This is a genomic window from Spirosoma pomorum (assembly GCF_054776615.1).
In genome coordinates this window covers 60478-75820 of sequence record NZ_BAAHBP010000027.1, presented here as the reverse complement: position 1 = coordinate 75820, position 15343 = coordinate 60478, and the positions used below count along the sequence as shown (strand labels likewise).

The window sequence follows — 15343 nt, the reverse complement described above, 5'->3', positions numbered from 1 at the left end:
CACCGCGCTTTTCACGCTGCTCTCGTTCACCGGATTCTGTTTATAGCGTCCATAACAAAGCCATAACGATGTTACGCAACTACCTCAAAATCGCCTGGCGGAATTTGATTCGCAACAAAGCCTTCTCGGCGATCAACATTATTGGCCTTTCGCTGGGTATGTCCTGTAGTCTGCTGATCTATTTGTGGGTACAGGACGAGCGCGCGTATGATTCGTTTCACAAGAATCGTGGTCGCCTGTACCGGATAATCGTCAATTCCGTCGAGAAAGATGGGTCAATTACAAACAGCTTCGAGAATTCGCCGGGCGTGTTATCGGGGGCGCTAAAACGAGAGATTCCGGAGATCAGTCACGCCGTCACGGTAACGTGGGAAAATAGTGATCGACTCCGTGTGGGGACTAAAGCGGCTAAAGAAAAAGGTCGAATCGTGGGTAATGATTTTTTTGAGATGTTTTCATTTCCTCTGCTCAAGGGAACTTCACAAACCGTATTCTCTGCCCCGAATAGCCTGGTCATCTCTCAACGATTGGCCCGTATCTATTTTGGCTCGGCGAATCCGGTCGGTCAACTCATTCGATTCAATGACAAAGACGATTACGTCGTCAGCGGAGTGTTTGCCAATGTTCCGCCTAACTCATCGATCAAATTTGATTACCTCATTTCGTTTGAATCATTTGCGCGGAGGAATCCGTGGATTGTCGATGGATGGGATGATTTCGGGCCATCCACGGTCGTTATGCTCCGACCAGACGCTTCGCTTAAGAAGGTCAATGACAAGATTCGTCGCTTTCTTACCCAGCATGATAAGACAGTTCAGGAAAAGACGCTAGCTTTACAACCGTACGAAGATCAGTACCTGTATTCCCACTTTGAGAATGGAATTCCGGTGGGAGGACGAATTGAATACGTACGGCTGTTTTCGGTAGTAGCGCTGTTTATCCTGTTGATAGCCTGCATCAACTTTGTCAACTTAGCAACCGCCCGTTCGGCGAAAAGAGCCAAAGAGATTGGTGTACGGAAAGCTATCGGTGCGGCCAAAGCTTACCTGGTTGGTCAGTTCGTTGGCGAGTCATTGTGTATGACGCTGTTGGCGGCTTTTCTCGCTCTTCTGGTCGCCCAACTACTGTTACCTGCGTTTAACACCGTAACGGGGAAAGCGCTCGAGCTTCCCCTTGATAATCCAGCCTTCTTTGGCATACTGATGGCGTTACTGGGACTAACTACGCTGGTAGCTGGCGTTTATCCAGCCCTGTTTCTGGCGTCGTTCGATCCGGTTCATGTGCTGAAGGGATCATTCCAGGCAAAACCTACCATCTCTCTCTTTCGGAAAGGATTAGTCGTATTCCAGTTCACCTTATCGCTTATTCTGATCATTGGTACGTTGATCGTGTTCCGGCAGATCAATTATATCCAAACCAAAAACATTGGATTAAGCCGCGACAACGTGCTCTATGTCAAGCTAGACGGGGAGCTAGGCAAACGCTATGAATTCTTTAAACAGGTGCTGTTGCAGTCAGGTACGATTCAGTACGTAACCACTGTAAATACGATTCCGACTGACGTGGGGGATGCGACCAGTGATGTGCAATGGACGGCGAAAAAACCCACTGACAAATTTTCGATCTGGCTCATGGGCGCATCATACGATTTTGCCAGAACGTTGGATATTACGCTCAAAGAAGGTCGTGAATTTTCTTCGGCCTTCACCTCCGACACCACCGGTTTTCTTCTCAACGAAGCGGCTGCTCAACAGATGCATTTGTCAAATCCGATCGGTCAGTCCATCCACTTATGGGGCAAGCAGGGCACCGTCATTGGTCTGATGAAGAATTTCCATCAGCAATCGCTGCATAAGCCGATTGAGCCGCTCATGGTTTACTTCGAATCACAACCACGTGGTAATTGTGTCGTTCGAATTCAGGATGGCAAAACGCAGGCAGCCTTGTCAGTCATGAAACAGGCGTACCAGTCGATCAACCCAACCTATCCCTTTACGTATGAGTTTGCCGATGACGCCTACCGACAACAGTATAAAAGCGAAACGGTTATTGGCAAACTGGTCACCTATTTTGCGTCGCTGGCTGTTCTAATTTCATGCCTGGGACTACTCGGGCTAGCCGCCTTCACGGCCGAACAACGCACCAAGGAAATTGGGGTGCGCAAGGTACTAGGCGCATCCGTAGCCAGTATCGTCGCCCTGCTTTCTCAAGACTTCCTCAAATTGGTACTCATTGCTATTTTCCTGGCCTCGCCCATTGCCTGGTATGCCATGACTCAGTGGCTACAGGCGTTCGCGTATCGTGTTGATATCCATTGGTGGGTGTTTGCTCTGGCGGGACTGCTGGCCGTGGGCATCGCACTGCTGACGGTGAGTTTCCAGAGTATCCGGGCGGCATTGGTCAATCCGGTAAAATCATTACGTAGTGAATAAAATCGAGCGGACTTACGCGGTCCAATCACGCATATAGCCCTGAAAAGTCGGATCGGCACGAATACCATCAAAGTCTGTGTCAGCTACCACTTCCTCGGGACTTGCGCTTTTGTTTACCGTACGCCATGTGTCGAGTGCCTGAATTGTTTCATCAATCTTACCCTGTAACGCATACGCACAGCCTAGATTAAACCATACATCGGCATAGTCATGTTTAAGGGCAAGGGCCTGTTTGTACTTCTCGATGGCCGGCTCGTACTGCCCTAACTTACTCAGGGCATAACCCCAGTTGATGAGCGCATCGTCATCATCAGGTTTGAGGGCAAGGGCCTGCTTATACTTCTCGATAGCTGGCTCGTACTGCCTTAACTTACTCAGGGCAATGCCCCAGTTATGGAGCGCATTCACATAATCAGGTTTAAGGGCAAGGGCCTGTTTGTATTTCTCAATGGCCGGCTCGTACTGCCCTAAATGACTCAGGGCATTACCCCAGTTGTAAAGCGCATTCGCATAATCAGGTTTAAGGGCAAGGGCCTGTTTGTACTTCTCGATGGCCAGCTCGTTCTGCCCTAAATGACTCAGGGCAACGCCCCAGTTGACTAGCACATCGGTATCATCAGGTTTGAGGGCAAGGGCCTGTTTGTACTTCTCGATAGCCGGCTCGTGCTGCCTTAACTTATTCAGGGCAATGCCCCAGTTGACTAGCGCTTCGACGAAATCAGGTTTGAGGGCAAGGGCCTGTTTGTACTTCTCGATGGCCGGCTCGTACTGCCCTAATTCATCCAAGGCATAACCCCAGTTGACGAGCGCTTCGGCGAAATCGGGTTTTAACTGCACGGCCTGCTCGTACAAGCGGCATTGTTCCTGAAAATCACTGCTGTTGTGGGCCTGAGTAAATAGTGAAGATGCTTCCAGCGATTTAGTCAGTTCGTACTTCTCTTCGGCCGGTAGATCGGCTTCGTCGACCTGCTTTTGCATCAGGCCGTAGTAGGCGTTAATTTCCCGCTGCCGTTCTTGGGCTTTCCCCATAATCTGCACCGGTTTGAGCTGGAGTGCCTCGTGCAACTGGAGCATTAGCAGGTCGAAACTCTTGATCTGAAGAAAAAAATTATTACGGGTAGTGTCGAGCAGATCGCGAACGCGCCAGTGGAGTTGGTCAACCGGTTTACGGTCGGTCCAGATGAGCCGGAATGGGCTGGGTGGCGTACGACGCTTGGCTTCCAGCAGTTGGTTCATAATCGACACATCAGCCCCGCCATAGCCCATCACCACAAGGTTGAAACAGGGCGTTTCGGCCAGGGCATCGGCCAGCTTTTCAGACAGGCGGTTGCGGGTTTCGTCAATTTCAAACGTTGTGTTCCGCATGTCCTGATAACGGAAATCGCCGTGCAGCTTGATAATATTGGGTTTTTTGTCGCGCAGGTTCAGCAAATCGCTCAGGTCAGAGTGGGCGTAAACCTTGACCCGTTCATTAAAAAACAGCATCAGGGCATCGTGCAGCAGGTCGTCAAAATTGGTGGTAAACACGTTCCGTATGTAGCCTTCGTTGATTAGCTGCGCCAACGTTACATAGCCGTATCCGGTGTCTTTGCCATCAATAACACGCTCCACAAACCGTTGCCGGTCGCTGGCATTTTCGCTGTACTGCCTGAACCAGTACTCATATTGCGCATCCCAGTAAAAATCTTCTTTTTTGTCCTCAAAAAACTTCTCCTGTTCCTCAAGGCTCTGCTGCTGAAGCGGCAACGGTAGTTTGCTCGTTCTGATGGTGTCGGAAAGCGCATTAATTTGTTGCCGGAGTTGATCTTGATGCAGTTCGCAAAACGCATCGTACTTAGCCAGTAGCTGGTTGGCATCAACGTAGGTGTCGAACTGCTTTTTATAACCATCGGCCCTGTCCAGAGGCCAGGTAATCCTGTCAATAATGTGTTGCTGCCGAAACGATTCCATTTTCAGCAGATCAACCAGACCGCCACCCAGCGGAATCTGGGAATTGAAGGAACACCCCGCGCCAATCAGCAGGCAACAACGCGGCACATTGGAGTTATCGAATTTTTCGCCAATCAGATTGACAAGCTGGGGTAGGGTAGCCGTTTGGTAGGCCATGTAGACGCGATTAATTTGGTGTGAACGTAAATCGCCTAAAAATAATACAAAACCTGCGTTGATGAACCTGGTGAAAAACGTACCCAACGAACAAATTGGCCCGGCTCAGCCTGATCGTGACGGACGACAAAGAAAATATGACCATGCAAGAACAGATGCCCCACAGGGCCTAAACGAGTGCAGCCGCCCCGGACTCCGGGGCGGCTGCACTGTAATCGATATTGCGATGACTTACGCCAGCTCGAAGCGGTCCAGGTTCATTACTTTGCTCCAGGCAGCAACGAAATCCTTCACGAACTTCTCGTTGGCATCGGAGCTGGCGTATACTTCAGCGATCACGCGCAGTTCCGAGTTCGACCCGAAAACGAGATCGGCACGCGTGCCGGTCCATCTCAGTTCGCCTGTTGTCCGATCACGGCCTTCAAACACTTCTTTGTGATCAGCCGTCGCTTTCCACGCCGTGCGCATGTCGAGCAGGTTCACAAAGAAATCGTTGGTCAGCACTTCAGGCCGGTCGGTGAAGATACCGAGCTTCGAGCCGTCGAAGTTGGCGTTCAGAGCACGCATACCACCAACCAGCACCGTTAGCTCAGGCGCCGTCAGCGTCAGCAATTGCGCCTTGTCGATCAGCAGTTCTTCGGTCGATACCGTGTATTTCTTTTTCAGGTAGTTGCGGAAGCCATCGGCGATCGGCTCCAGCACCGCGAACGAATGGGCATCGGTCTGTTCATCGGACGCGTCCATCCGGCCGGGCGTAAACGGTACCGTAATGTCAACACCAGCGGCCTTTGCGGCTTTCTCGACGGCGGCACCACCCGCCAGCACGATCAGATCGGCCAGCGATATTTTTTTACCACTCGTCTGCGTGCTGTTGAACTCTTCCTGGATGCTTTCCAGCGTACCCAGTACTTTCGCCAGTTGGGCTGGATTGTTCGCTTCCCAGTCTTTCTGGGGAGCCAGCCGGATACGGGCACCGTTAGCCCCACCGCGCTTGTCGGAACCCCGGAAGGTCGACGCCGATGCCCAGGCCGTCGATACCAGTTGAGGAATCGTCAGTCCAGACGCCAGGATGTTTGCTTTTAGCGCAGCGACATCGCTGTCGTCGATCAGTTCGTGACTTACCGCCGGAATCGGATCTTGCCAGATCAGTTCTTCCTGTGGTACGTCCGGACCTAGATAACGGGCAATCGGACCCATATCACGGTGCGTCAGTTTGAACCAGGCACGAGCAAAGGCATCCGCAAACGCATCCGGATTTTCCAGGAAGTGCCGCGAGATTTTTTCGTAGGCAGGGTCCAGCCGCATCGACAGATCGGTAGTCAGCATGGTTGGCCGATGCTTCTTGCTGGCATCATAAGCATCGGGAATGATGTCACCCGCATCTTTCGCCACCCACTGATGCGCCCCACCGGGGCTCTTGGTCAGTTCCCACTCGAAGTTGAACAGGTTCTCGAAGTAGTTGTTGCTCCACTGCGTCGGCGTGGTTGTCCAGGTTACTTCCAGACCGCTGGTGATGGTGTCGGCCCCTTTTCCGGTACCGAACGAGCTAGCCCAGCCAAAACCCTGATGCTCCATATCAGCACCTTCTGGCTCAGCACCTACGTGTTCCGACGGACCGGCACCGTGGGTTTTACCGAAGCTGTGTCCACCGGCAATCAGCGCTACCGTTTCCTCGTCGTTCATGGCCATCCGACCGAACGTATCACGAATATCCTTGGCTGAAGCAATCGGGTCGGGCGTTCCGTCTGGACCTTCCGGGTTTACGTAAATAAGCCCCATATTGGCGGCTGCCAGCGGCTTTTCCAGATTACGGGCGTGAATTTGGCCGTCGGCGTCCTCGTCAGACACCAGTATACCATGATCTTCGTCTACGCCTTCCGAGCCACCTGCATATCGCTTGTCACTACCCAGCCACTTGTCTTCCGAGCCCCAGTACACATCCAGTTCAGGCTCCCAAACGTCTTCCCGGCCACCGGCAAAACCGAAGGTTTTGAAACCCATCGACTCCAGTGCTACGTTACCGGTCAGAATCAGTAAGTCAGCCCAGGAAATCTTGCGGCCGTATTTCTGCTTGATTGGCCACAGTAACCGACGAGCCTTATCAAGACTGACGTTATCGGGCCAGCTGTTGAGCGGAGCAAACCGCTGCTGACCAGAACCGGCGCCACCCCGGCCATCGCCGATGCGATACGTACCCGCGCTGTGCCACGCCATCCGAACGAACAGCGGGCCATAGTGACCAAAGTCAGCTGGCCACCAGTCCTGCGAATCGGTCATCAGCGCGTGTAGATCTTGCTTTACAGCCTCCAGATCGAGGCTTTTGAATTCTTCAGCGTAGTTAAACGACTCACCCATTGGGTTCGACGCCGACGAATGCTGACGAAGTAAATTAACTTTTAGGTGATTAGGCCACCAGTCGTGATTCTGCGTGCCATTACCCGCAACCTTTGTTTGTCCGGTTGGCTCGTTTTTTTGAACCCCGCTGTAAAATGGGCACTTGCTAATGTCCCCTGAGTAATTATCCATAGGATTAAAACAGTGGTAATTGATTAGAAGGATTCGGTCCTATTTTGGGCAATATTAACGTATTAGTATTTATCAATCAAATCAATTTGTTTGATAAACTCATTGCGAAAATCTATGAATTGTCCATACGGAATAACGCTCATCAGCAAAAAGAATAGCATCTGCTGCACCCTTTTTTTGATGACCGGTCAACATTACTTTACGGCTCGTTTGCCGTATTATTTCATCTATGTCAACTAACGTAGGTTACCATTGGTTGACTCTGGTGGACACAAACATCGTACCTGCCTCCGCAAAAAACACTGAATCAACAGCTTATGGAAATAAGTTAGCCGCACAGAACAATGTTTTCTAAGCGCTTACTGTAGTCAGCTCAGGACGTAAATCTCATTGGTACCGTCGATCTACTTGTTCTCGGTAAAGATTATTATTCGCGCCGAATGGCTTCGACTGGATCGAGCCGGGCAGCTCGCATAGCGGGATATGTACCAAATACAATTCCAATTAACATAGCAATGACTACGATCACCATAAATGTGTTCCAGGTGTAGGCGACCTGAAAGGATACGTCAGTAATCGCTTTTACGATCGGAATAAAGGTCAGCGTACTGAGTATGCCCAGTGCCAGCCCCAGCAAACTACCGAAGGTCGAAATGGTGATTGATTCGGATAGGAACTGCCAAAGAATATCCCGTTTTTTAGCGCCAAGGGCTTTGCGAACGCCGATCTCAACCGTTCGTTCTGTAACTGAAATCAGCAGAACATTCATCACACCAATACCGCCTACCAGTACCGAAATCCCAACGATCAGCCCCATCACGATCCGGAAAAGTAGAAAACCTTTGGTCGCCTGGCTTACCCGCTGCTCGTTCGTGATGATAGTGAAATCATCCAGTTTGTTCCTGATATTGGCTTTCAGCCAGTTTTCGATTTCTGACTTCAACCCAACTACGTTCTCTACGTTTTTTGCGTCAATAATTCCCATTGGCGGAGTGGCTTTCAGCGCACTGTCGGATACCAGGGTCAGTGGCATCAGCAACTGACCGTAACTGACATCTTTATCCGTCCAGACACCAACTACGGTCAAGGCTGTGCCGTTGTAAACAATCTGCTGACCAACGGCTTGCCTCTCAGATTGCTTCTCAACCAGTTGTCGGGCCATCCGCTGGTTGATGAACGCAACCGGACGTTTATTTTCAAGTTCTGCTTCCGTAAATGCCCGGCCATGAACCAACGTAATACCCGGATGAAGTGGCAATATTGTTCCGGTGACGACTGTTCCTAGTTTACGACTAGTTGCCTTGCTAACAATCTCGCTGGATTGCCGCCATTCCAGATAAGGTATAACGGGCTTCGTCAGCGAGGCTACCATCTTCCGGAACGTATCGTGGGTGAAATACACATAGTCGTCTTTTCTGACCGATACGTCATTAACCGACTTGTACGGGTTCGACTGAATCATAATCGCATTCAGTGAGGTCGTTTTCGTGATCTGCTCATGGGCGTATTGCTCCATCCCATCGATCAACGATAAGATAGCCACCAGAGCCGCCACGCCAATCACGATACCAAGAATGGATAAGATGGTATGAAAAAACCGGGAGCGGATGTTCTCCAGAGCCGTCGTGAACGAGACAATGATCTTTTTCATGCGGGAAAGTCAGCTTGGGTGTATAGGTCTCCCAATGTAGCGTAGCTGGCTGGTCCGGGCAATACGTATGTGACAAACGGCGGCTTTTGGTAGCGATACTGATCAACTCTACTGGAATATCCCGACAGTCGACGAGGTCCCGCAAAGCATCAGTAGTTGTGCTCGATTACTTTTATGAACAACTTGCCGTTGTACAACCGTCGAACCCTTCCGCCATGAAAATTAATTCGCTTGCTTTATTTCCTCTGCTGGTAGCCTGTTTTTGGGTAGCAAGTCCGGCCACTACTCCATTAGGCCTGTCGGCACCGGGTAACGATGACGTAGCGACTATACCGGCGGCTAGGCTACTGACCGGTGCGGATCAGGTTAGTACCTACCTCCCCTATTTGAAAGGCAAGCGGATCGGGATGGTCGTTAACCAGACATCAATCATTGGCCGCACGCCCAGTGTCGACAGTCTTGTTGGTTTGGGCGTGAACATTGTTCGCATCTTTGGCCCTGAACACGGGTTCCGGGGTAACGCCAGCAACGGCGCCAAAGTGGATGACAGCGTTGATTCCAAAACTGGCATCCCAGTCATCTCGCTCTATGGAAAATATAAGAAACCGTCGAAAGAACACCTGGCCGACATCGACCTGCTGATTTACGACGTTCAGGACGTGGGCGCCCGCTTTTACACGTACATCAACACCCTCGACCACGTCATGGAAGCCTGCGCCGAAAACGGTAAGGAACTCATGATTCTGGACCGGCCTAACCCCAACGGTTTCTGCGTCGACGGCCCCATTCTAGAAGATCATCTGCATTCGGGAATTGGTATGCACCGCATTCCCATTACGCACGGCATGACCATCGCTGAGTTTGCACAACTTATCAACGGCGAAGGCTGGTTGCCTAATAAGGCGCAGTGCAAACTACACATCGTTAAGGTCGCTAACTACACGCACGATACAGCCTATGACTTGCCGGTAATGCCTTCTCCAAATCTGAACACACAGCAGTCGATCCTACTCTATCCCAGCCTGTGCCTGTTCGAGGGAACGATCATCAGCCAGGGGCGCGGTACGTACATGCCCTTTACGGTGCTGGGTGCTCCGGCCCTGAAAGGGCAGTACTCGTTCTCCTTCCGCCCGGTTAGTCTGAAAGGCATGAGCGAAACACCCCTGCACCAGAACATGGATTGCTACGGGCTTGATCTCCGCAACTATGACACAAGCCTCTTCCGCAAAACGAAGCAGCTTAACCTGAAGTGGCTAATGGATCTGTACAAAGCCTACCCCGACAAAGCCCGCTTTTTCGACATGAGCCAGAGCAAACAGATGGGCAATTTTGATAAGCTAGCGGGCACGGAGACGTTGAAGCAGCAGATCATTGCCGGGAAGAGCGAGAAGGAGATTCGCCAGAGTTGGGAGCCGGGTCTGACAGCGTTCAAACAGACGCGCAAAAAGTATCTGCTGTATCCATAAGGCTACCCAGACCATCAACGCAACAAGCCAACTCGTACTGGGTTGGCTTGTCCGTTCCAGTACAGTCACTGTCCGCTTTTGGACAATTCTACCAGGTAGCTTTTGAGCAAAAGAGCGTCTGCTGAGCAGATTACGCTGTTCTTCCCGGTTGGCACCGCATTTGACACAGTTCGTTACGTCGCTCAACCTTACGGACGCCTACCATGCTTAAAAACCAACTCCTTGTCGCCTGGCGCAGTTTGATGCGCAACAAAGCGTTTTCCATCATTAACGTAGTGGGGCTGGCAATTGGACTGACGGTTTGCCTACTTATCAGCCTGTTTGTTCTTGATGAACTGAGCTACGACCGGTTTAACGCCAAGGCCGATCAGATTGTCCGGGTCATTTTTCGGGGAACGATCCAGGGAGGCAACATCAATGAAGCGATCGTCATGGCGCCAACGGCGCAGACACTCAAAGCCGAATTCCCTGACGTGCGGGAGGTAACTCGGCTTAGCCCGGGCGGATCGACGTTGTTTACGCACCAGAACAAAACCTTTAAAGAGCACGCCGTCGCGTTCGCAGACGCTAATTTTTTCGACGTGTTCAGCCTCCCTTTTCTGAAAGGCGATCCCAAAACAGCCCTTCAACAACCGAACACGGCGGTGATCGATCAGGCCACGGCCCGTAAGTATTTTGGGGGTGCTGACCCAATCGGCAAGGTGCTGACGATCAAAGGAGAGCCAACCACCTACACCATCACTGGGCTGATCGACGCCATTCCGACCAACGCCCATTTCCAGGCTAGTCTGCTGCTCTCGATGGCCAGTCGTCCAGATGCCAAATCACCTTCCTGGCTGATATCGGGCTTTTACACGTACCTCGTACTCCCCCAGGGCTACGACTACAAACGGTTAGAAGCGAAGCTCCCTCAAGTTGTCGAGAAGTACATGGCTCCCCAGTTGAAACAGGCGTTTGGCATGAGCATGGCGCAGTTTCGTCAGAAGGGCAACGACGTTGGCTTATACCTGCAACCGCTCACCGACATTCACTTACACTCCAACCTGACGGGCGAGTTATCGCCAAACGGTACGATCCAATACGTATACCTGTTCAGCGCCATTGCTCTTTTCATGTTGCTGATTGCCTGCATCAATTTCATGAATCTGTCGACGGCAGGCGCGTCGAAACGGGCTAAAGAGGTGGGTATCCGGAAAGTAATGGGGTCGGAGAAACAGGGGTTAGTCCAGCAGTTCCTCATCGAATCAATGCTGTTGACCAGCCTATCGCTGATACTAGCCATTGGTTTGCTCTACCTAAGTCTGCCTTTCTTCAACGAACTGGCGGGCAAACAGCTGACTTTATCATTCTCAAAAACACCCTGGCTCCTACCGGCGCTACTGGGCGTTGGCGTACTGGTCGGTACGCTGGCGGGGAGTTATCCAGCCTTCTTTCTGGCGTCGTTCAAGCCCATCGCGGTGCTGAAAGGGAGAACGACGTTTAACCAGACCAGCAAATCGGGCCTTAGTCTTCGGAGCGGTCTGGTCGTGTTTCAGTTCTTCGTTAGTATCCTGCTAACGATCGGCACTGTTGTTGTTTTCCAACAGCTTACCTACATTCAGCAGAAGAAACTGGGCTACAGCCGGGAGCAGGTGCTGATCCTTCCCGAAGCCTGGCGTCTGGGACGTAACGTCGATATGCTCAAAAACCAGATGCAACGGGATGCGCGCGTCCTGAGCGCCAGCGTATCCCCATTCCTGCCAGCTGGTCCGTCGAACTCGAATAATTTTATCATCTACGCTGACAATCGGGAGGGGCAGCTTACCAAAACACTTTGCTATGAGGTCGACGACCAGTACATGCCAACACTGGGCATGAAGCTTGTAGCGGGGCGAAATTTCTCAACTGATTTCGGTACTGACTCCACAGCAATCGTGCTGAACGAAACAGCGGCCAAAACCTTCGGCTGGGGTAAGCAGGCCATTGGCCACACGCTCACCCGCCCACAAAACGACGGGGCAAAAACTACGTATCGCGTGATTGGCATCGTCAAAGATTTTCATTTCAAATCGATGCACGAACGCATTGCTCCGCTAGTGATGACGCTGGGCAAAAATGGTGGTTTTCTAATCGTCAAAACAAAAACGCAGGACGTAACGGGTTTACTGAGCATGCTCAAAGAGAAATGGGCAACCTTGCTCCCCGATGAACCGTTCGTTTACTCCTTTCTGGATGAGAGCTTCAACGCAACCTACCGGGCCGAACAGCGAACCGGTCAGATTCTCGGCATCTTCGCGGGGCTGACCATCTTCATCGCCTGCCTGGGTTTGTTTGGCCTGGCTACCTTCACCGCCGAGCAGCGAACCAAAGAAATTGGCGTCCGTAAAGTGCTGGGGGCTTCCGTCTTCAGCATTGTGGGCCTGCTCTCCAAAGATTTCCTTAAGCTAGTGTTGGTGGCCCTGATCCTTGCGTCGCCCATTGCCTACTACGCTATGCACCGCTGGCTGCAGGATTTTGCCTACCGCGTCGATATTAGTTGGTGGGTCTTTGCCCTGGCGGGCTTGCTAGCCATCGGTATCGCCTTGCTGACGGTCTCTTTCCAAAGCATCAAAGCCGCCCTGGTCAATCCGGTTAAGTCCCTAAAAACGGAATAGGGCTGGACGGAGGAACGGGATAGCCACTCGTTCTCCCTCTTCTTTGTCCCCTACTCTTCCATTCCTCGTTCCGCCCTATGCTCCGAAACTACTTCAAAATCGCCTTTCGTAACCTTCGTAAGCAACGTGGCTTTACGTTTATCAATATCGTCGGACTGGCGGTAGGGCTCAGCTGTTGTCTCCTCCTTGTGCTTTACGTCAACGACGAGCTAAGCTACGATCGGTATAATGTCAAAGCCAACCGCATTTACCGGATAAACACCGACGCCAGATTTGGTGGCCGGACCGTGGCGCTGGCCGTTACTCCCGACCCACTTGGCCCAACACTCAAACAGGACTACCCGCAGGTAGAGCAGTTTGTGCGCCTGCACCACCGCGGTACGTGGCTCGTTAAGCGGGCCGGTCTGTCTACCGCTATCAGCGAGGATAACGTCATGTTCGCCGATTCGACTCTGTTCGACGTATTCACGCTACCGCTTATTGCCGGGGATCCAAAGCGGGCACTGGCGGCTCCTAACACAGTGGTAATTAGCGAGTCGGCGGCAAAACGCCATTTTGGCAACCAGCAACCAATGGGCAAAACGATGTTGCTGGGCGATCAGCCGTACAAGATAACTGGCCTCATGCATGATATGCCCACGAACGCTCACTTCCGGGCCGACATTTTTCCGACTATGCTCAACGACGATTATCAGTGGGGCAACTGGCTGAGCACCAACCATTATACGTATGTCGTACTAAAGCCCGGCATTGACCCGAGTTCGTTCAGGCAGTATCTCGACGCGGTTGTGGAAAAGTATGGTGGCCCGGTCCTGAAGAAGGAACTTGGTATAACGATGAACCAGTTTAGGCAGTCGGGCAATCACTTTCGGCTGTGGATGATGCCCCTGACCGATCTGCATCTATACTCGAAACAGTCGGTGGAAATAGCGGCACCAGGTGATATTCAGTACGTCTATATCTTCTCGGCGGTGGCGCTGATCATTTTGCTGATTGCCTGCGTCAATTTCATGAATTTAGCCACTGCTCAGTCGGCTAAGCGGGCTACGGAGATCGGTATTCGCAAAGTGCTGGGTTCGGAGCGGGCACAGCTTGTCGGACAGTTCATGACCGAATCAGTCCTGACAACGATGTTTGCCTTAGCCCTAGCCTTGTTACTGGTGTATATCGCCCTACCGCTGTTCAACGAGGTGGCAGCTAAAACACTACGCTGGTCAACTTTGCTTACGCCCGGCTGGCTGGCTATCCTGGTTATTTTGCCAATCACGGTGGGGATTTTAGCAGGGAGCTACCCAGCGCTGTTCTTATCTGCTTTTCAGCCCATTCAGGTCTTGAAAGGCAACCGAAGGGTGGGAAACAGAGGGCTAAGTCTGCGCAGCGGACTGGTTGTGTTCCAATTCGCCATATCAGTGCTGCTCATCATTGGTACGCTCGTCGTCTACCGCCAGCTGAACTACATCCGAACCCGAAATATTGGTTTCGATCGTTCCCACGTACTGACAGTCAACACCAATGGATCTAGACAGGATGAAACGTTTCGGCAGGAAGTGCTTAAGCTCCCCGGCGTAGAAAGCGGTACGTTGTCCGGCTTCCTGCCTGTTCCGTCCGATCGTTCAGACCGCCCCTTGTTCCCGGTAGGCGAAACCGACCAGCGAAAAGCTGTCTCGGCCCAATGCTGGACGGTGGATTATGACTACGTAAAGACGCTGGGTATGCAAATCAGACAGGGACGTAATTTCTCGCGTTCGTTCGGCGCCGATTCTTCGGAAATTATTATCAATGAAGCCGCGGTCAAACTTCTCGGTTTTCAGCATCCTATTGGCCAGCGGGTCGACGTATTTCAGGGCACTGACCAGCGTAAAACGTTTACGGTTGTTGGGGTCTTACAGAATTTCAACTACGAATCATTAAGGCAACAAGTGGGAGCCGTGGCTTTTTTCCTTGGCCAAGACCCCGGTGCCGTATCCTTCCGGATCAACGTCGCCAACGTACCTGGCTTGCTGACTCAACTAGAAGGGACGTGGCAGAAACTAATGCCCGGCCAACCTTTCAGCTACCAGTTTATGGATGATCAGTTCGACCGCATGTATCGCGTCGAGCAACGTATAGGCATGCTCACGCTGACATTTTCGATATTAGCCATCTTCATCGCCTGCCTGGGTTTGTTCGGCCTGGCTACCTTCACCGCCGAGCAGCGAACCAAAGAAATTGGCGTCCGTAAAGTGCTGGGGGCTTCCGTCTTCAGCATTGTAGGCCTGCTCTCCAAAGATTTCCTTAAGCTAGTATTGGTGGCCCTAATCCTTGCCTCACCCATTGCCTACTACGCCATGCACCGCTGGCTTCAGGATTTTGCCTATCGCGTCGATATCAGTTGGTGGGTCTTTGGTCTGGCGGGCTTGCTAGCCATTGGTATCGCCCTGCTGACGGTCAGCTTTCAAAGCATCAAAGCCGCGCTACTTAATCCGGTCAAATCGTTACGTTCCGAATAAAATTGCGTGGAACGAGGGGCGTAGCCGATCTGTCGTTACG

7 protein-coding genes are annotated in these 15343 nt (G+C 51.8%); 4 read left to right on the top strand and 3 right to left on the bottom strand.

What is annotated here, in order from left to right:
* Positions 1-68 precede the first annotated feature (68 nt).
* Entirely contained in the window at positions 69-2432 is a 2364-nt protein-coding gene (locus ACYVAD_RS15800) for an ABC transporter permease (RefSeq protein WP_461140479.1), read from the top strand.
* Between the two features lie 12 nt (positions 2433-2444).
* Here ACYVAD_RS15800 and ACYVAD_RS15795 read toward each other — a convergent pair whose 3' ends face one another.
* The 3 genes from ACYVAD_RS15795 to ACYVAD_RS15785 all read right to left on the bottom strand — a co-directional run bounded on the left by ACYVAD_RS15795 (position 2445) and on the right by ACYVAD_RS15785 (position 8715).
* Positions 2445-4538 (bottom strand): tetratricopeptide repeat protein, encoded by a 2094-nt coding sequence (locus ACYVAD_RS15795; RefSeq protein ID WP_461140478.1) that lies wholly within the window; start codon positions 4536-4538, stop codon positions 2445-2447.
* A 231-nt stretch (positions 4539-4769) separates the two neighbouring features.
* Entirely contained in the window at positions 4770-7064 is a 2295-nt protein-coding gene (katG, locus tag ACYVAD_RS15790; protein ID WP_461140477.1) for a catalase/peroxidase HPI, read from the bottom strand.
* Between the two features lie 427 nt (positions 7065-7491).
* Complete coding sequence (locus ACYVAD_RS15785) at positions 7492-8715, bottom strand: ABC transporter permease (RefSeq protein ID WP_461140476.1); 1224 nt, start codon at positions 8713-8715, stop codon at positions 7492-7494.
* A gap of 215 nt (positions 8716-8930) precedes the next feature.
* Here ACYVAD_RS15785 and ACYVAD_RS15780 point away from each other — a divergent pair, with 215 nt between their 5' ends.
* From ACYVAD_RS15780 to ACYVAD_RS15770, 3 genes are all read left to right on the top strand, one after another.
* Positions 8931-10181 carry an exo-beta-N-acetylmuramidase NamZ family protein gene (locus tag ACYVAD_RS15780; protein ID WP_461140475.1) on the top strand — a complete coding sequence of 417 codons (1251 nt, stop codon included), beginning with the start codon at positions 8931-8933 and terminating at the stop codon, positions 10179-10181.
* A gap of 203 nt (positions 10182-10384) precedes the next feature.
* The gene (locus ACYVAD_RS15775; RefSeq protein ID WP_461140474.1) at positions 10385-12814 is read left to right on the top strand and encodes an ABC transporter permease; all 2430 of its coding nucleotides are present in this window, start codon (positions 10385-10387) and stop codon (positions 12812-12814) included.
* A 77-nt stretch (positions 12815-12891) separates the two neighbouring features.
* Entirely contained in the window at positions 12892-15303 is a 2412-nt protein-coding gene (locus ACYVAD_RS15770) for an ABC transporter permease (RefSeq protein ID WP_461140473.1), read from the top strand.
* Positions 15304-15343: the final 40 nt, after the last annotated feature.